15 protein-coding genes are annotated in these 18,949 nt (G+C 66.0%); 13 read left to right on the top strand and 2 right to left on the bottom strand.

Annotation, left to right across the window (positions count from 1 at the left end; translation table 11 throughout):
- The first annotated feature begins 48 nt into the window (after positions 1-48).
- The 8 genes from recQ to E3O25_RS05100 all read left to right on the top strand — a co-directional run bounded on the left by recQ (position 49) and on the right by E3O25_RS05100 (position 10,275).
- Entirely contained in the window at positions 49-2,085 is a 2,037-nt protein-coding gene (gene recQ, locus E3O25_RS05135) for a DNA helicase RecQ (RefSeq protein ID WP_134360620.1), read from the top strand.
- A 176-nt stretch (positions 2,086-2,261) separates the two neighbouring features.
- On the top strand, positions 2,262-4,382 hold the full coding sequence (locus E3O25_RS05130; RefSeq protein ID WP_134360613.1) for an acyl-CoA dehydrogenase: 2,121 nt from the start codon (positions 2,262-2,264) through the stop codon (positions 4,380-4,382).
- Positions 4,383-4,529: 147 nt separating this feature from the next.
- Positions 4,530-5,462, top strand: a complete 933-nt coding sequence (locus E3O25_RS05125; RefSeq protein WP_134360612.1) for an ABC transporter ATP-binding protein — start codon at positions 4,530-4,532, stop codon at positions 5,460-5,462.
- Positions 5,459-6,298 carry a hypothetical protein gene (locus E3O25_RS05120; protein WP_092106887.1) on the top strand — a complete coding sequence of 280 codons (840 nt, stop codon included), beginning with the start codon at positions 5,459-5,461 and terminating at the stop codon, positions 6,296-6,298. Before E3O25_RS05125 ends, E3O25_RS05120 begins: the two co-directional genes overlap by 4 nt.
- Positions 6,299-6,314: 16 nt before the next feature.
- Positions 6,315-7,556, top strand: coding sequence for a sensor histidine kinase (locus E3O25_RS05115; protein WP_092106889.1), 1,242 nt, complete (start codon positions 6,315-6,317; stop codon positions 7,554-7,556).
- Positions 7,553-8,245, top strand: a complete 693-nt coding sequence (locus E3O25_RS05110; protein ID WP_092106891.1) for a response regulator transcription factor — start codon at positions 7,553-7,555, stop codon at positions 8,243-8,245. Before E3O25_RS05115 ends, E3O25_RS05110 begins: the two co-directional genes overlap by 4 nt.
- A gap of 50 nt (positions 8,246-8,295) precedes the next feature.
- Positions 8,296-9,252, top strand: a complete 957-nt coding sequence (gene pip, locus E3O25_RS05105) for a prolyl aminopeptidase (protein ID WP_092106893.1) — start codon at positions 8,296-8,298, stop codon at positions 9,250-9,252.
- Between the two features lie 69 nt (positions 9,253-9,321).
- On the top strand, positions 9,322-10,275 hold the full coding sequence (locus E3O25_RS05100) for a glycosyltransferase family 2 protein (protein WP_092106895.1): 954 nt from the start codon (positions 9,322-9,324) through the stop codon (positions 10,273-10,275).
- Here the strand turns inward: E3O25_RS05100 and E3O25_RS05095 are convergent.
- Positions 10,272-11,624, bottom strand: coding sequence for an oligosaccharide flippase family protein (locus E3O25_RS05095; RefSeq protein ID WP_166787733.1), 1,353 nt, complete (start codon positions 11,622-11,624; stop codon positions 10,272-10,274). The genes E3O25_RS05100 and E3O25_RS05095 overlap by 4 nt on opposite strands.
- A 16-nt stretch (positions 11,625-11,640) precedes the next feature.
- On the bottom strand, positions 11,641-12,576 hold the full coding sequence (locus E3O25_RS05090) for a hypothetical protein (RefSeq protein WP_092106899.1): 936 nt from the start codon (positions 12,574-12,576) through the stop codon (positions 11,641-11,643).
- Between the two features lie 230 nt (positions 12,577-12,806).
- Between E3O25_RS05090 and E3O25_RS05085 the strand changes: the two genes are divergently transcribed.
- The 5 genes from E3O25_RS05085 to E3O25_RS05065 all read left to right on the top strand — a co-directional run bounded on the left by E3O25_RS05085 (position 12,807) and on the right by E3O25_RS05065 (position 18,896).
- Entirely contained in the window at positions 12,807-14,147 is a 1,341-nt protein-coding gene (locus E3O25_RS05085; protein ID WP_134360611.1) for an O-antigen ligase family protein, read from the top strand.
- A complete protein-coding gene (locus E3O25_RS05080; protein WP_092106903.1) occupies positions 14,144-15,214 on the top strand; it encodes an acyltransferase family protein in 1,071 nt (356 codons plus the stop codon). Before E3O25_RS05085 ends, E3O25_RS05080 begins: the two co-directional genes overlap by 4 nt.
- The gene (locus E3O25_RS05075; RefSeq protein WP_134360610.1) at positions 15,211-16,263 is read left to right on the top strand and encodes an acyltransferase family protein; all 1,053 of its coding nucleotides are present in this window, start codon (positions 15,211-15,213) and stop codon (positions 16,261-16,263) included. The genes E3O25_RS05080 and E3O25_RS05075 overlap by 4 nt, the downstream gene beginning before the upstream one ends.
- Positions 16,264-16,365: 102 nt before the next feature.
- Complete coding sequence (locus tag E3O25_RS05070) at positions 16,366-17,427, top strand: hypothetical protein (protein WP_134360609.1); 1,062 nt, start codon at positions 16,366-16,368, stop codon at positions 17,425-17,427.
- 230 nt (positions 17,428-17,657) lie between these two features.
- On the top strand, positions 17,658-18,896 hold the full coding sequence (locus tag E3O25_RS05065) for a right-handed parallel beta-helix repeat-containing protein (protein WP_134360608.1): 1,239 nt from the start codon (positions 17,658-17,660) through the stop codon (positions 18,894-18,896).
- The last annotated feature ends 53 nt before the right edge of the window (positions 18,897-18,949 follow it).

Below are 18,949 nucleotides of genomic sequence, written 5' to 3'. Positions count from 1 at the left end.
GTGTCAGGGGGCCCGGGTAAAGTTGTACAGGTGAGTTGGAACGCTGAGCTGCCCCAGAACCCCGACGATGTCGAACCGCCCCGTTCCGTCGACGGCCCGAGCGATTTCGACGCCCCGGACGACTACGACGCACCACCGCCCGAGTTCGACCGGGACCTCGGGGATCGGCAGTACAGCCAACAGCCGGCTTACTCGGGTGCCGCATCCGCTTCACAGCAACCGCCCGCCCGCGCCACCGCTCCCATTCGCGCGGCGACTCGCAAGTTCACCTCCGCGGCCGAAGCCCTGCACACCGTCTTCGGCTACGACTCCTTCCGTGGCGATCAGGCTGAGATCATCGCGCAGGTCGTCGACGGCAAAGATGCCGTCGTCCTCATGCCCACCGGCGGCGGCAAGAGCCTCTGCTACCAGATTCCGGCGCTCGTGCGAGCCGGCACCGGCATCGTCGTCTCGCCGCTCATCGCCCTCATGCAAGACCAGGTGGATGCCCTCACCGCCGTCGGTGTGCGCGCCGAGTTCCTCAACTCCAGCCAGGATTCCGCCACCCGCAATCAGGTTGAACGCGACTACCTGGGCGGCGACCTCGACCTGCTCTACGTCGCTCCGGAGCGGCTCTCCAATGAGGCCACCAAGCGGCTCCTCGAACGCGGCACCATCGCCCTGTTCGCCATCGACGAAGCGCACTGCGTGTCGCAGTGGGGGCACGATTTTCGGCCGGACTACCTCGCGCTGGGTGAACTGGCCGACCGCTGGCCCGACGTACCGCGCATCGCGCTCACCGCCACGGCCACCGACGCCACACACCAAGAGATCACCACCCGCCTGCAAATGGGCGACGCCAAGCATTTCGTGGCGAGCTTCGACCGGCCCAACATCCAGTACCGCATCGTCGGCAAATCCGAGGTGCGCAAACAACTTCTGTCCTTCCTGAAGTCCGAGCACCCGGGCGACGCCGGAATCGTCTACGCACTCAGCCGCAAGACCGTCGATGCGACCGCCGAATTTTTGCGCCAGAACGGCGTGAACGCGCTGCCGTACCACGCCGGCCTCGACGCGGGTCTGCGCGCCCGCACCCAGAGTCGGTTCCTCCGCGAGGAGGGCGTCGTCATCGTGGCCACGATCGCGTTTGGCATGGGCATCGACAAGCCCGACGTGCGCTTCGTCGCCCACATCGACCTGCCCAAATCGGTCGAGGGCTACTACCAGGAGACTGGTCGCGCCGGCCGCGACGGTGCCCCGGCCACGGCCTGGCTCGCTTACGGCCTGCAAGACGTGGTGCAACAGCGCCGCATGATCGACGAGTCACCGGGCGATCTCGGCCACCGGCGCAAGCTCTCCGCCCACCTCGACGCCATGCTCGCCCTGTGTGAAACCGTGCACTGTCGCCGGGTCAACCTGCTGCGCTACTTCGGCCAGAGCAGCGAACCCTGCGGCAACTGCGACACCTGCCTCGAACCGCCCGAAGCCTGGGACGGCACCATCCCCGCCCAGAAACTGCTCTCCACCATCGTGCGCCTGCACCGCGAACGCAACCAGAAGTTCGGCGCCGGGCACCTCATCGATATTCTCCGGGGCAAGGAGACCCCCCGAGCCACCCAGTACCGACATACCGAACTCAGTACCTGGGGTCTGGGCGCCGACCTGAGCGACCAATCCTGGCGCGGCGTTGTGCGTCAGATGCTGGCCCAGGGTCTGCTCGCCACCTCCGGCGAATACGGCACCCTGGTGCTGACGGATGCCGCGGCGGACGTTCTCGGCGGCCGTCGCGACGTGCAGCTGCGGCGGGAACCCGACCGCCCGGCGCGGTCGAGTGCCGCCCGTCGCCCCAGCGCCGCGAAGGTCGCCGCCGCCGACCTCAGCACCGAGCAAGAGACTCTGTTCGAGGCGCTGCGTGTCTGGCGGTCCGCCGAGTCGAAGGAGCAGGGTGTTCCGGCCTACATCGTCTTTGGCGATGCGACCCTCATCGCGGTCGCCGCGGCGGGCCCGACGACCCTTGCCGGGCTCGACGGCATCACCGGTATCGGCGCCAAGAAGCTCGAGGCCTACGGAGCAGCCCTGCTCGAAGTCGTGGCCGGTTCCGCCTGACCGCGTTAGTTGTGGGTGAGCGCAGGTCAGCAGTGCCAAGAGTTGTGTGTAATCTACAAAACGAATGCCGTGGGTGGCGTATAACGTTGTCGCCCCCGCACCGCGCGTTTCACGACCGCGACCACGCGGTCCTAACGTTGCGAACACCACTTTCGCGCGAACAGTTAGGACCAACCATGGTTGACACGAAACAGCGCTCCAGCACCCGATCGACGACGATCGACCCCATCCTCGATGCCAGCATCGACACCGGCCCCATCAAGACGGTCGGTGACCCGACCGCCCCCACGGTCAACGTTGAACAGCTGGGCCGCCAGTTGCTCGGCACCTGGGCCGACGTGCGCCTCGCCGCCCGGGAGGTCACCGCGCGCCCCGACATGCAGCGCATCGAGGGCCTCTCCATGGCCGACCACCGGCTGCGCGTGCTCGAGCAGCTCAAGGTGCTCGCTGCCAACGGTCACGTGCTGCGTGCATTCCCCAAACACCTCGGCGGGCACGACGACCACGGTGGAAACATCGCCGGCTTCGAAGAACTCGTCATCGCCGACCCGAGCCTGCAGATCAAGGGCGGCGTGCAGTGGGGCCTGTTCGGCGCCGCCGTGCTGCACCTGGGCACCAAGAACCACCACGACAAGTACCTGCCCGGCATCATGGACCTCTCCGTTCCCGGCGCATTCGCCATGACCGAGATCGGCCACGGCTCCGACGTCGCCAGCATCGGCACCACAGCCACCTTCGACGCCGAAACCGGCGAGTTTGTCATCAACACCCCGTTCCGCGCCGCCTGGAAGGACTACCTCGGCAATGCGGCAAAAGACGGCATCGCCGCCGTGCTGTTCGCGCAGCTCATCACCCAGGGCGTCAACCACGGCGTGCACGCCTTCTACCTGCCGATTCGGGGCGCCGACGGCACCTTCCTGCCCGGTATCGGCGGCGAAGACGACGGCCTCAAGGGCGGCCTCAACGGCATCGACAACGGCCGGCTGCACTTCGATGACGTGCGCATTCCCCGCGAAAACCTGCTCAACCGCTACGGTGATGTCGCCGAAGACGGCACCTACACGAGCCCGATATCCAGCCCCGGCCGCCGCTTCTTCACCATGCTCGGCACCCTGGTGCAGGGGCGCGTGTCGCTCGACGGGGCCGCCACCGCGGCATCCGCTCTGGCCCTGACCATCGCCATCACCTACGGAAGCCAGCGCCGCCAGTTCACCGCCGGCAGCGACACCGACGAAGAGGTGATCCTCGACTACCAGCGGCACCAGCGCCGATTGTTCCCCCGGCTCGCCACGACCTACGCACAAACCTTCGCGCACGACGAGTTTCTGGTGAAGTTCGACGAGGTGTTCAGCGGCAAGGCCGACACCGACGACGACCGGCAAGATCTCGAAACTCTCGCCGCCGCTCTCAAGCCGCTCTCCACCTGGCACGCGCTCGACACCCTGCAGGAAGCCCGCGAAGCCTGTGGGGGTGCTGGCTTCCTCGCCGAGAACCGCCTCGTCGGCCTGCGCGCCGACCTCGACATCTTCGCCACCTTCGAAGGCGACAACAACGTACTGCTGCAGCTCGTCGCCAAGCGCCTGCTGACCGATTACAGCCGCAAGTTCGCCACAGCGGATGCCGGTGCCCTCGCCCGCTACGTCGTCCAGCACGCCGCCGGTCGCGCCTACCACGGCACCGGGCTGCGCACCCTCGGTCAGACCGTCTTCGACCGCGGGTCCACGGCCCGTTCCGTCGGCGCCCTCCGTGATGCCGACGTGCAGCGCGAGTTGCTCACCGATCGGGTGGAGAGCATGATCGGCGAAGTCGCCGGCAAGCTGCGCGGTGCCACAAAGCTGCCCAAGAAGCAAGCCGCCGACCTGTTCAACGCGCACCAGAACGAGCTCATCGAAGCGGCACGCGCCCACGGCGAACTGCTGCAATGGGAATCGTTCACCCGCGCCCTCGACGCTCCGATGGATTCCGGCACCAGGCAGGTGCTCACCTGGCTGCGCGACCTGTTCGGCCTCGGACTGGTCGAGAAGAACCTGGCCTGGTACCTCATCCACGGTCGGCTGTCCGCCCAGCGCGCCCAAGCCGTCACGGCCTACATCGACCGGCTGATCGCCCGCATCCGCCCATATGCCCTCGACCTGGTCGACGCGTTCGGCTACTCGCCCGACCACCTGCGGGCCACGATCGCAAGCGGCATCGAAGCCGAGCGCCAGGCCGAAGCCCGCGACTACTATGCCGAGCAGCGGGCCTCCGGCAGTGCGCCCGCCGCAGAGAAACCGGCCGTGAAGCCGGCCAGAAAGTAGCTCGCAAACGTCGTACTCAGGTACGACACCGGTGGCGCACAACCATCCCCTCGGTTGATGCGCCACAAAGATCTCATTCCGTATCTTGGGGTATGGGGGCTTCGCGGCACGAAACGGGGCCTCACCCATCAACGGAATGAGGCAGTCGTGATCCAGGCACAGTCCCTGACCAAGCACTACGGAAGCAAGACGGCGGTCGACGCGGTCGACTTCACCGTGCAGCCCGGCAAGGTCACCGGTTTTCTCGGGCCGAACGGTGCAGGCAAGTCCACCACGATGCGCATGATCGTCGGTCTGGATCGCCCCAGCGCCGGCTCGGTCATCGTCAACGGCAAGCCGTACCACGAGCACAAGGCGCCGCTGCGCGAGGTCGGCGTGCTCCTCGATGCCAAGGCGGTACACACCGGTCGCAGCGCCTACAACCACCTGCGCGCCATGGCCGCAACCCACAGCATCCCCACCAGCCGGGTGCACGAGGTCATCAACCTCACCGGTCTCGAGTCCGTCGCCCGCAAGCGCGTCGGCGGATTCTCCCTCGGCATGGGGCAGCGCCTCGGCATTGCCGCTGCGCTGCTCGGCGACCCGGCCACCCTCATCCTCGACGAGCCGGTCAACGGCCTCGATCCGGAGGGCGTGCAGTGGGTACGCAAGCTCACCAAGCAGCTCGCGGCCGAGGGGCGTACCGTTCTGCTCTCCTCGCACCTCATGAGCGAGATGGCACTCACCGCCGACCACATCATCGTGCTCGGGCGCGGCCGCGTGATAGCGGATGCCTCGGTCGCCGACATCATCGCCTCGGCCGCGCAGAACACGGTTCGCGTGCGCACGCCGCACACCGCAGCCCTGGCCAGCCTGCTCGCGCAGGCGGATGTCACCATCACCAACCTGGAGCAGGACGTGCTCGAGATCAGCGGACTGACCGTCAACGAGATCGGTGACCGCGCTGCGGCCGCGCAGATCTCCCTGCACGAGCTCACGGCGGTGAGCGCCTCACTCGAAGACGCCTACATGAAACTGACCCAGAACGAAGTGGAGTACCGCACCGGCGATACGCACACCGAAGCGGAGGTCGCTCGATGAGCGCCGTAATCAACTCAACCCAGCCGGCCGCAGCCCGCGCATCGTTCGTCCCGACCGGGTCCGGGCTCAGCTTCATCGGCCTGCTCCGCTCCGAGTCGATCAAGGTGTGGAGCCTGCGCTCCACCTACTGGAGCTTCTCCCTCGTCGTCCTCGCCTCGCTCGGCATCGCGGTGCTCATGGCGTTCGCCATGACCTCCGGGGTTGACTCCGCCGGTGCCATGGGCATCGACAACGACCAATTGTTCGTCATGGTCGCCACATCGGGGTTGAGCCTCGGCCAGCTGATCGTCGCCGTCCTCGGTGTGCTCTCGATCAGCGGGGAGTACTCCAGCGGCATGATCAGGTCGACGCTCACCGCGGTGCCCAACCGTCTGCCTGCACTGTGGGCCAAGGTCTTTGTGCTGTTCGGATTCACCTTTGCGGTGGGCCTGTTCAGCGTCGTCGGCTCGTTCCTCGTGGCCACGCCCATCCTGGGAGCCAAGGGCATGACCGCGAACCTGTTCGATGTTGGGGTGATCCTGCCGCTGCTCGGCAATGCGCTGTTCCTCGGCCTCATCGCTGTGTTCGCCATCGGCATCGGAACCATTGTGCGCAGCAGCGCAGGCGGAATCGCCACGGTGCTCGGAATCATCCTGCTGCTGCCCACGGTGGTGGCCCTGTTCTCGCTGCTCGTCGAGTGGGTCGCCGACATCGTGCCGTTCATGTTCACCGTGGCCGGCTCCGAGATGATCACCCCGACCACTATGGAGTCCTGGCAGGCCTTCCTCGTCGTGCTCGCCTGGGTCGTTGTGAGTCTCGGTGCGGCCGCGCTGCTGCTCAAGCGCCGCGACGCCTGACCCGTACCATCGAAGAATGAGCCGCAACAGTTCTCCCCCCGGGCGCGCACTGACGCCGGGGGGAGAACTGCGTCTGCCGACCCCGCCCGGCATCGTACGGAGGTTCTGGACCAGGCATCCGCACCTGGCCGACGCCCTCATCGCGGCGATCTACGTCGTGCCGACGGCGCTCACCCTGGTGCTCAACCTGCTCGATGCCGACCCCGCACCACTCGCCGACGTTCTTCTGAACGCCGCTATCGTGGTACTTCTGGCCGCGGCCTTGTTCCTTCGCCGACGGATGCCGCGGCTCGTTTTGGCCGTGACCTGGATCGGCCTGCTCACCTTCGCCGACTACGGCGAGGTTCACCTGATCGCCCAGCTGCTCGCGCTCTACGCGGTCGCGGTGTACTCCGACGTGCGCAGCGCCTGGATCGGGTTCGGAACCTCGACGCTCCTGGCGGGTCTGGCAGCCTGGCTGACCGACGACCCGGCCGAGGCGCCCTGGATTCCGGTCGTCATTCAGGTGGCGATCATGATGCTCGCCGCGACCCTGGTCGGGGTCAACATGGGAAACAGTAAACGTTATGTGGCCTCCCTACTTGACCTGGCCGCGCAACTGACCCGGGAACGTGACCAGCAGGCCCAGCTTTCGCGCATCTCCGAACGGGCGCGCATTGCCGGTGAAATGCACGATGTGGTCGCCCACAGCCTCTCGGTCATGGTGGCTCTTGCTGACGGTGCCCACGCCATCGCCCCCAAGGATGTGGAGCGATCCCGTGCGGCGATGCTCGACGTCGCGGTCACCGGGCGCCGCTCGATGATTGAGATGCGGCGCCTGCTCGGGGTGCTCGATGTCGGCTCGGAGCCGGCCCCGCGCGAGCCGCAGCCGGGCATCGATCAACTCGCCGACCTGGTCGAATCCTTTCGCTCGACCGGGCTTCCGGTCGTGTTGGAACGGAGTGGGCGCGAGCCGGCTAATCCGAGCGTGCAGCTGACCATCTTTCGGCTGGTGCAGGAGTCGCTCACCAACGTGCTGCGCTACGCCGATACTCCGACCCGCGTCGTGGTTCGCCTGAACTCGGCGCCAGGCATGGCCGAGGTCACGGTCAGTGACAATGGCCGGCAGCGCCGCGAACCGAGCGCTCGGAGTTTCGGTCGTGGCCTGATCGGCATGCAGGAACGGGTGGCTATTTATGGAGGAACCTTTGAAGCCGGCGCCGGACTCCACGACGGCTGGCGGGTGCACGCGTCGATGACGTATGAGGATGAGACATGACGGTTTTTGAGACCGCGCGGCCGGATCCGATCCGGATCATGCTCGTCGACGACCAGGCGTTGCTGCGCGTGGGTTTTCGCATGGTGCTGGAAGCCGAAGACGACTTGCGCGTCGTCGCCGAGGCGAGCGACGGCGCGCAGGCGATCGCGCTCGCCGCAAGCGTGTGCCCGCAGGTCATCCTGATGGATGTGCGCATGCCGGGGCTCGACGGCATCGAGGCCACCCGGCAGATCATGGCGGCCCAGCCGAACACCCGCATCATCATCCTGACGACCTTCGACCTCGACGAGTACGCGTTCGGCGGGTTGCGTGCCGGGGCGAGTGGCTTCCTGCTCAAGAACGCCGAACCGGGGGAGCTGATCACCGCGATCCGTACCGTGGTCTCCGGCGAGGCATCCGTTTCACCGCGCGTCACGCGACGTCTGCTCGACCTGTTCGGTACCCAACTGCCCCAGGTCGACGCGCCCGACGCGGGCACCGGCACGGCCCTCGCGGCACTCACCGATCGTGAGACCGAGGTCTTCCTCGCCATCGCCGAGGGTCTCTCCAACACCGAACTGGCCGAGCGGTTCTTTCTCTCCGAATCGACGGTCAAGACCCACGTCGGCCGCATCCTGCACAAGCTCGGCCTGCGTGACCGAGTGCAGGCGGTCATCCTGGCTTACGAACAAGGCCTGGTCGGCCGCTGACCAGACCTGGTCAACTCGTGGCCTCCCACCCGGGGGCATAGGCTCGAGCAATGCGTACCTTCTACCCCGAGCTCGAACCCTACGAAACCGGCATGCTCGATGTCGGCGTCAACCAGACCATCTACTGGGAAGCCTCCGGCAATCCAGACGGTAAGCCGGCGGTGTACCTGCACGGCGGCCCGGGCGGCGCGTCGAGCCCGAACCAGCGTCGCGTCTTCGACCCGGCGAAGTACCGCATCATCCTGTTCGACCAACGCGGTTGCGGCCTGAGTACGCCGCACGCGAGCGAGCCCGACGCCGACCTGAGCGTGAACACCACGTGGACACTGGTGGCCGACCTGGAAATGCTGCGGGAGCACCTCGGAATCGACCGCTGGCTGGTCTGCGGCGGATCCTGGGGCAGCACCCTCGCTCTCGCCTACGCCGAGACCCACCCCGCGAAGGTCACCGAACTCGTTCTGCGCGGCATCTTCACCCTGCGCCCGGTCGAGCTGGACTGGTTTTATGAAGGCGGCGCCGCGGCCATCTACCCCGACCTGTGGGAATCGTTCCTCGCGCCGGTTCCGCCAACCGAACGCGGTCATCTGATCGAGGCCTACGGCCGACTGCTGCACGATCCCGACCAGTTCGTGCGGGAACGCGCCGGCGTGGCGTGGGCAACCTGGGAATCGTCGACGATCACCCTGCTGCAAGAACCCGACAAGATCGCGCACTTCTCCGATCCGGCCTTCGCGGTGGCCTTCGCGCGGATCGAGAACCATTTCTTCACCAACAAGGGCTGGTTCACGCCCAACCAGCTCATCGACAACGCCACCCGCCTCGCCGACATTCCCGGCGTCATCGTGCAGGGCCGCTACGACATGTGCACCCCGGCCTTCACCGCCTGGGACCTGCACAAGAGCTGGCCGGAAGCCGAATTCCACCTGATTCCCGACGCCGGCCATGCTTTCGACCAGCCCGGCATCCTCGACGCCCTCATCGAGGCGACCGACCGCTTCGCGGGGTGAAGCTCGGAGAACAGCGCGGTGCGTTGAGAAGTTGTCAGGTTGTGTGCGTCGATCTGCAATACTGACCGCATGACCGACACGAACCTCACCTCCCTCACCGTCGTGGTGGTGAACTTCGGGTCGTCGGCCCTGCTCGAAGAGAACCTGCAACCGCTCTCCCGATCGGCGCCGGGGCTCGCGGTCGTCGTCGTCGACAACTTCACCGACGTGGCCGAGCAGAACCGGGTGAGCGCGCTCGCTGAACGGGAAGGCTGGCAACACGTGCTGTCGCCGACCAACCTCGGCTTCGGCGGAGGCATGAACGTCGGTGTCGCTCGGGCGCAACAGAATGGGTGTGCGCACTTCCTGTTGTTGAATCCGGATGCCGCCATCGTCGCCGACCAGGTCGCCCGCCTGCTCGATGTGGTCAGCGAGCATCCGCTCACCCTGGTCTCGCCCCGCATCCTGCGGCCCGACGGCACGGTGTGGTTCGACGGCAGCGACCTGTACCTCGATGACGGTCGGGTGCGCGCGACGCGTCGACGCACTGACCACCCGGGCGCGCGTACCACGCCGTGGCTGAGCGGGGCCTGCCTGCTGGTCAGTGACGAGCTGTGGTGTCGGATCGGTGGGTTCAGCGACGACTATTTTCTGTACTGGGAAGATGTCGAGCTGTCGCAGCGGGCGCTGCAGGTGGGGGGAACTGTCGCGGTCTGTGCCGACGCCCAGGCGACCCACGCGCAGGGCGGTACCCAGGGCGGTGGCCAGCACAGCGCCGGACAGGCCAAGTCGTACTCCTACTACTACTACAACGTGCGCAACCGCCTGGTTTACGCGGCCCGCAACCTCGACGCCCCCGACCGGCGACGCTGGCGTCGTCGCAGCGTGCCGGCGGCCTGGGAGGTCATCGCCCGCGGCGGCCGACGTCAGCTGTTGACCTCGGTGCGGCCGCTGATCGCAGCGGCCCGGGGGCTTCGTGACGGCCTCGCCTACCGACCGGATCCGGCGGCCGGGCCCACAGCGGCACCGACCCGCACGATCTAGCGCTTGCGCCGCCGGGTGAACCGTTTCGCGTACTCACGCAGGGTCACGAAGTCCACCCGCCGCACACCGTAGAACTTCAGCGGGTTGATGCCGAACCGGCGATACAGGAACAGCAGATTCAGGTTGCTGGAGATCAAATTACCGGCCAGTGTGGCCAGCGCAGCCCCCATCGCCCCGAGCATCGGCGCCAACACGATCAGCAGGGCGATGTTCACCAGGCAGGCGATCAGCAGAGACACGCTGCGCAGCCCAGGGCGACCGCGCGCGCTCAGGCCGGAACCGCCGATCGACCCAGGAGTGCCGAAGACCACCGCAGCGAGCAGAACGGCGGCCACCGGCAGGGCCGGTCGAAAATCCTCGCCGAACAAAAACGGCAGCCACCACAGCATGGTGATCCCCAAGAACAGGGCCGCCAAGCCGCTCAGCAGTGTGCTGATGCGGGCGGACGACGCGAGGCGCGCGTCGACGGAATCGGCGGCATCCGTCACGAAGGTCACGTCACGCACCGCCTGGTTGATGATCAGCGGAAGCTCACTCACGCTCACCGCGACCACGTACAGCCCAAGCTGGTAGGTGCCGGCGAACGGCGTCATGAGTACCTGGTCGAGCCGCGACAGCAGAATTCCCGACAGCGATCCGACCCAGATTCGCAGGCCATAGCTGAGCAACCCGGCCGTGCGGGCCTCCCGCGGCACGTCGAAGGCACGCGGGTCGAGGGTGCGCATGCGACCGATGTAGACGAACAGCCCGGTCACCGGCATCGCCGCTACCGCGATCGTCGCCACGAGCGGAGTCAGGGTGCCGGTAAGCCAGAACGGGATCAGCACGGCGAGCCGCAGCGATGACGTGACGATGCGTTCCAGCGCGACCAGCCGCCAGCTTTGGGTAGCGGATGCCACCCCCCGGAACACGCCGACCAGCAGGTTGGGCACGATGGCGAGGCAGGCCACCAGGATGAGCTGCTGCACCGTGGGATCGCCGCCGCTGAGCCAGGCCGCTGACAGGGCGACGGCGCCCATGGCGAGTAGCCCGGCGACAACGATGATGAGCATGCCCCGGTTCGAGGCGTTGCGGGCCAGCGCGGGGTTGCGGGCAATCGCCCAGGTGACGGCTTCGGGAACACCGAAGGTCGCCACGGTGACCACGAGGGCGAGCGGCGCCGTGGCAGCGGCCACCGCACCACGACCGTCGACACCGAGGGCCTGGGCCAGGATTGGACCGGAAAAGAGCGCGACGAGCGGGGGAAAAGCGTTTCCGATCAGCGCGATCGTCATATTGCGCGACACGGAGTTCGTAGCCGCCGGGCGCGTGGTGGCCGGGGCGACGATCGGCGGGGCGGGCCGTGGCACCGGCCCGCGAGGCCGCCTAAGCGCCATCGCCGCTCACCACCTGGCCCAGCGGTACCCCCGGCAGCGGGCCCGAATCGTGGGGGTCGTCGCGCAGCATCCGCTCGCGTTCCCGCTCGCCCACGCACGCCGCGAACTGCGCGTCGTTGCCGCCTTCCGTCACGTTCTGCCGATAGAGGGTGCCGCGTTGCGAACCCGGAATCGCCGGATACTCCGCCTGCTGCTCGCCGACCTGGCCCGCACGAATGCCGTGCCGCACAGCGACCGCGTAGACCCACAGGTCGTCGGCTCGCGGAGCGACGCGCAGAAAGTGGTCCCCCTCGGCGCGCAGGGCCTGCAGCAGTCCGAGCGGGTAGTAGATGCCGGAGACGCCGGTGCAGAGTGTTCGAAAGCTGAAGGTGGTGCCGCGGGCGGCGACCCACCGGGCATACGGTGCCACCCGGTCGCCTTCGAAGGTGATCGTGTGGGCGCGTTGACCGGTCACGTCGAGCGGATGTTGCGCGGCCGCCTCGAGCAGCTCGGCCAGCCACCTGCGCGGGTACAGTACGTCGTCGTCGGCGGCCACCAGGGGGAGTGTCGGCCCGGTCAGCGCGTAGGGATACTGTTTTTTGTGCGGACCGAAGTTGGGGCAGGATCGAATTTCCAAACCCCGTCGCTGCAAGCGACGGAGGGTGGCCGGCGGGTTCGCGAGTGTCGCGGCGTCGTCGAGCCACAGGATAAGCCGTCGGGGGCGAATTCGTCCGGCGGCGATTGTCTCGAGGGCATAAAACACCAGGTCGATCCGATGGCCGTACGAGGTCAAATTCACCACGACGGCGCCCGACCCGGTTACCGATCGTCGGCTGAGCCGGTTGCTCAACCGCAGGGCGGCAAGCCGCAGCCGGACCACTGCGCGCTGCACGAGGGCGGCCGGGTCGTGGCGCAGGTCGGCGACGAGCCGATCGAATCTATACATGACCACAGGCTGCTTCCGGTCGCACGATGAATATCTCTCACGAAATCGCCACTATACAGGCCGCACCACCCATGCCCGCGCCCCCTTCTTGGGGGGATGAAAATCACTCACTTTGAGCAGTGTTGCCCTTGTCGCTTCTGGTCAGGGCCGTCTATTGTTAGGCACGATGCGGCTGCGCAACAGGAATCGGTGCCCGAATCGTTCCTGTGCGGCCCGGTTGGTGGTGGCTATTGTCCTTTCAGGTGCGCTCCACCGACGGCACCGCGGCGCGCCGCGCCCCGATGCCGCCCCCGCGCACCCGCGCCGGCCATTTTATTGCGCAGGCTCCACCCGTCGTCAACAAATTCATCGCCGTGATCGTTCTGGTCATCGTAGCCATGCGCCTCGAGATCGATCAGGGCGTGACCGTGGGAGTGCTGGCCTGTGTCGCGCTGTTTCCGGTGTGGTTCCCGGTGCTGCGCCAGTATTGGGGCGCCCGACTGTTCGTGCTCGCCGGAGTGATCGCGATCGGCTCCGGGCTGTGGCTCACCGCGCTGTCGGCACCCACGCACGACACGAGCCTCGGCCAGGCCTTCGGCGCGATCGCCGGCCTGGTCGGGCTGCTCTCCGGCGTCGGCTTCGTGCTCTGGGCGCGCACGGTTCTGCCTGACTCCCAGATCGCCATCTGGTACGGTGCCGGAATCCTGCTCGGCGTGTCGCCGAGCAGCGAATTGTACGCGGCGAACCCGTGGCGATTCGGCTACTCCGTAGCCTTGACCATTTTGCTGCTCGGAATCACCCTGCAGCTTCGCCGCCGCTGGCTGGAACTGGCCGTCGCGTTGCTGCTGACGGTCGTCGCTACCCTCACGGACGCCCGCTCCACCTTCGCGTTCATGCTTCTCACGGTTCTGCTGGTCGTCTGGCAGATGCGCCCCACCCGGCCCACGCGTGGCAAGTCCGCGCTGCGCGCCCTGTTGGGACTCGGCGCCCTCGCCCTGATCGTCTTCAACGTGATCCAGGCACTCATCCTCGACGGGGCCCTCGGCGAGGCAACCCAGAAGCGCACCCTCGCCCAGCTCGAGGAGGCCGGGTCCCTCATCCTCGGTGGCCGTCCCGAAGTCGCCGCGACCATTGCCCTGATGCAGCATCAGCCGTGGGGTTTCGGCGTGGGTACCGCGCCCAATCCCGAGGACATCCTCGCGGCCAAGACGGGAATGGCCGCGATCAACTACGACCCGAACAATGGCTACGTTGAGAATTACATGTTCGGCGGGCACGTCGAGTTGCACTCCATCATCGGCGATTTCTGGGCGAGTTTCGGCATTCCCGGACTGCTGCTCGCCGTGATCATTCTCGTGCTCATCGTGCGCAGCGTCGGCGTGCACGTGTCAGCCAACACGGCGAGTGCTGTGCTGCTCTACCTCGGGGTCAAGGCCGTTTGGTTTATGTTCTTCGGCCCGTTCTTCAGCTCCTCGGTGCTGCTGGTGCTCGTTCTCGGACTGCTCATCACCCGCAGGGTGCCGACCGAAACGGATGCTGCGCTGCTACGGCCCACGCTCCCCGGCGCCCCACCGGCTCGGTTCCGGCCATGAGCGCCACCAGGCCGGCGATCGAACGAATCGGTTGGGTAGACACCGGTCGGGGAATCGCCATCCTGCTCGTGGCCATGTTCCACTCGGCGAATTGGCTGCTCGGGGCCGGTTTCGACATTCCCTACTGGCGAGAAATCAACGACGCCCTGTCGTCGATGCGTATGCCCCTGTTCTTCGTTTTGTCCGGGCTGTTCGCCCCTAAATGGCTGCTCAAGCCGTGGCGCGACCTGTGGACGGTCAAGGTGCGCCTCTACCTCTGGGTTTTTCTGCTCTGGGAGGTCATCGGGTCAGTCGTCTTTCTTCTTGGGCAGACCATGAAGGGCGAGGGTTTTGGCCTGCGCCAGGCCATTCTGGGCCTCGTCGTCTCCCCGATCCTGCCGCGGTTTGAACTCTGGTTCATCTGGGCGTTGTCGATCTTCTTCGTGGTGGCCAAACTCAGCCGGCGGCTGAACCCCGGTCTGCAACTCGTCATGTCCGGTGCAGTATCGATCGTGGCGCTGAGCGGACTCGAGACGGCCAACGTTGGCTGGTCGGGTTCCCTCAAGTACTACTTCTTCTTTCTGGCCGGCATCTACCTGCGCACCTGGATCATTCGCATCGGTGCGGTGGACAACCGGCTGCTCATCGGTACCGCCATGCTGATGTGGATGGCCGTCACCGCCGCCGTCACGCTGCTGGGCCTGCGCGACGTCTTCGGCGTGTATTTTCTCAACTGCCTGGTCGGTGTCGTCGGCGGCATAGCGTTCAGCCGAACCCTGCGCGGTGCGCACTGGTTCGGTGCGGTCGGGCGGAACACCCTGCCGATCTACCTGGCACACACCCCCATCGTCATCCTGATTTCCTTCGCACTCTCTCTGCCGATTCTCTTCGCCCCGGTCGCCGTCATCGCGCCCGTCCTGCCACCCCTACTCGCGCTCACGGCCGTGCTGCTGGCCCTCGCGCTCCACCGGTTCGCCTCACGCAGCGTTCTGCGCTACGCCTATGAGCCGCCGCCGTTCGTCACCGCGTTCGATCACCGCCGGAAGCGCTCGATTCGCCCGGTCCGACCGGGCGAGGAACCGACATGACAGCGGCAGCAGCGTCGACAGCGCCCCGTGAGGCCTGGATCGACGTCGCCAAGGGCATCGCGATCACCCTGGTGGTGCTCTATCACGCCATCATGTACCTCGACGAGGTCGGTCTGGCGGGCGCGCTCGCCCCACTCAACCCGCTGTTCGACACGTTTCGCATGCCCCTGTTCTTCTTCATGTCGGGAATCCTGGCGGCGTCGGCCATCCGCTTGGCGTACCGGCAGTTGTTTCGTAAGCGGATATCGCTGCTCCTGTATCTCTATATCGCGTGGGTCACCCTGCAGACGCTGTTTATACTCGCTCTGCCGCCGATCAGCCCGACCGGCACGCCCAACGCCACCTGGGCGAGCCTCGTCACACTGTTCGTGCGACCCAGCTCCAACCTGTGGTTCATCTACGCGCTGCCGTTGTTCTTCACCCTGGCCTGGCTGATGCGTCGGTGGCCTCCGCTGCTGCAAATCGGGCTCACCGCGGCCGTCGCGGTATTGTTTGGAAGTCAGCTGCTGCACACCGGCTCGCCGTGGGACAAGATGGGCAAGTACCTGGTGTTCTTCATCGCCGCGATCTATCTGGGGCCCATGGTTCGTCGCCTCGTTCCCTTCGTGCGGTGGTGGCACGTTGTGTTCTTCTGCGTTGGATATGCCGGCTTGGTGGTCGTCACCACAAAGTTGGCTCTCACGAGGGTTCCGTTCGTCCTGCTGGTACTGAGCACGCTCGCCGTCGTCGTCGGCATCACCGTCGCCGTGGTACTCGCCCGCCTGCCAGCCTTCGACTTCGTGCGTGCGCTTGGATCACGCACCCTACCGATCTACCTCGTGCATACCCTTCCGATGACAGCGCTCGCGGCCGTCCTGGTCGCTTTCGACGTGCAAATTGGGCCCGCAGTGGCCACCCTCTTGCCGCCACTGCTCTGCGCCGGTGCCATCATGCTCGCTCTGGCACTGCACCGGCAATTTCACGCCATTCCGGGGGTCTTCACCGTGCCGGTCAAATCCTGGGTCGGCAGTCCGAAGCGTGACCGTGATCTCGTCGACTCAGAAAGTTAATTTGACGTAATTTCATTTTTGGGTAACACTCGAATAACTATCGGTGACTCCCTGCGGTTGCCTCAGCCGCATACCCGAACGTGCACCACCCGAAAAGAATTCATGACCGACCATATCTCACGTTCCTATCGCCGACCCCTGACTCTCACCCCGACGCATCACAATGGCGCTTCCCAGCGCGGCCCTGCCGCGCATCGCCTCGAACCGCCTCGTCCCGACCTTAACCGCCCCGATCTGCCCGGTGCCGTGCGTCTGGGGCGCAAGCGGGCCCGATTCACCGCGACCACACGAACCCCAGCGTTGGTGGCCGCTGCTACCCTCGCCGTTCTCATTCCACTGGCGGGTCTGGCCGCTCCAGCCCAGGCCGCAATCGCTGGCATCGCTCGCGCTGCGACCGCGGGCGCCGGCACGACCGGAGTCCCCGCCGGTACGACCCTGAAGGTCCACAACGGCGATCTCAATATCACCCGGGCCGGAACCGTCATCAGCGGCCTGGATATTCGCGGTCTGGTCAAGATCAACGCGATCAACGTGACCATCAAGAACTCGATCATCCGCGGACGAAGCGTCAGCGCACCCGCTGCGCTGATCAACAACCTCGGCGGACGTTCCGACCTGAAGGTCATCGACTCGGAGTTGTATCCGTCGAAGCCGTCTCCCGACATCAACGGGATCAACGGCTATAACTTCACGCTGACCCGGGTCGATATCCACGGCGTCATTGATGCTGCTCACATTACCGGCAGCAATGTCACGATTGCGAACTCCTGGCTGCACGGCAACCTGCACTACGTGAGCGACCCGAACCAGGGCGGAAAACCCAGCCATGATGACTCCATTCAGATTCAGAAGGGCAGCAACATCAAGGTGTACGGCAGCACGCTGAGCGGTTCCCACAACGCCGGGGTGCAGATCACGCAGGACACCGGCGATGTTTCGAACTTCTCCTTCACCAACAACTTCGCCGACGGCGGCGCCTGCACCATCAATGTGGCCCAGAAATCTTACGGCCCCATCCACGGTACGGTCATCCAGGACAACAAATTCGGCCGTAACACCCGACTGCTCAATTGCGCCGTGATTTCGCCGACCACCACGAAGATCTCCACGGCACGTAACTATTACACGCCGGACAGCAAGACCGTCGCCGTTCGCACCGGTTAGGCAGCCCCCAGTCCTTCGCGCAGTGCATCTCGTTGGCGCCTGCGCGAGGGGCCCTCGGTGCCCCTGATTCGAGTTGGCGCCTCGCGCGTCAGCGCGTTCTTCAAGGTATTCATAACCTTCCGTTTGACCCGCTCCTGGCGATACGGAATGCTTTACCCACGACCGGCGGCTCCCTTCAGCTGCCCCGCCCAACACGTCCCGAAACGTGTGCAGGACACGAAATTACATACATGAAACTCAACCCGATTCAGACGACCGGCTTACCCGCCCCCCACAAAGCTCGGTCCACATTCCGTCGCGGACGCACGACGGCCGTTGCCGCTGTAGCGCTCGGACTGACCGGCGCATTCATCGGAATCGCCCCCGCCGAGGCCGCACAACAAGCAGCGGAGAACTCCACGATCACTCCGTGGGGTGCCGAGCCCGCCGGGCCCCCCGCGTCAGAAACCACCCCGGGAACGGGCCTGACCTCGGCCCAACTACGTTGGCTCCTGGCGCAACTATTTCCGCCGGTGACTCCCGCCCCGGAACCGATTGTGGTACCCGCACCGCAGCCGGCTCCAGTGCCGGTCCCCGCCCCCGTCCCGGCGCCGGCGCCGGCTCCGGCACCCGCCCCGGCTCCGGCTCCCGCGCCGGCACCAGCCCCGAAGCCGGCACCCGCACCGGCACCCGTTCCCACGCCGCCCTCGACGGGAGGCACGCCGAACGCCAGCAACACAGGAGTACCGGCAGGCACGGCATTGACGGTGCACAACGGCGACCTGACGATCACCCGGGCCGGAACCGTCATCGACGGCCTCGACATTCGCGGCATGGTCAAGATCGAGGCCGACAACGTCACCATCAAGAACTCGATTGTGCGCGGCCGGGACCTCAGCGGTCCGATGGCCCTCATCGGCAATCTCGGCGGCTACGACAATTTGCGCATCATTGACACGGAGTTGTCTCCCTCGAAGTCGTCACCAGACGTCCAGGGAATCTACGGCTACAACTTCGAGGCCACCCGCCTGAATATTCACGGTGTGATCGACGGCATCCATCTGACCGGTGGAAATGTTACGATCCTGGACTCGTGGGTGCACGACAACCTCCACTACGACCGGGACCCGAATCAGGGCGGAACGCCGAGCCACGACGATTCCATTCAGATTCAGGAAGGGTCGAACATTCGCATCGACGGCAACCGTCTGACCGATGCGTGGAATGCCTCCGTGCAGGTCACCCAGGACCGCGGTGACGTGTCCAATCTCACCATTACGAACAACATCGCCGACGGCGGCGGATGCTCGATCAACCTCGCCGAGAAAGCATACGGTCCCCTGCAGGGTGTGGTCATCAGTGACAACACCTTTGGCCGCAATACTCGGGTCGACGATTGCGCGGTGATTGCCCCCTCGTCAACCAAGGTGAAGATGTCGCACAACTATTACACGCCCGACGACACCCTCGTGGAGGTGCACCCCGGGTAGCAGACTCGGACCTAACGGCAGAGGGGCGGATTCTCGTGCACGAGAATCCGCCC

The organism is Cryobacterium sp. TMT1-3 (assembly GCF_004402315.1).
In the GTDB taxonomy this organism is placed as follows: domain Bacteria; phylum Actinomycetota; class Actinomycetes; order Actinomycetales; family Microbacteriaceae; genus Cryobacterium; species Cryobacterium luteum.
The sequence above is the reverse complement of the archived record's forward strand: the minus strand, read 5'-3'. Positions and strand labels throughout refer to the sequence as shown.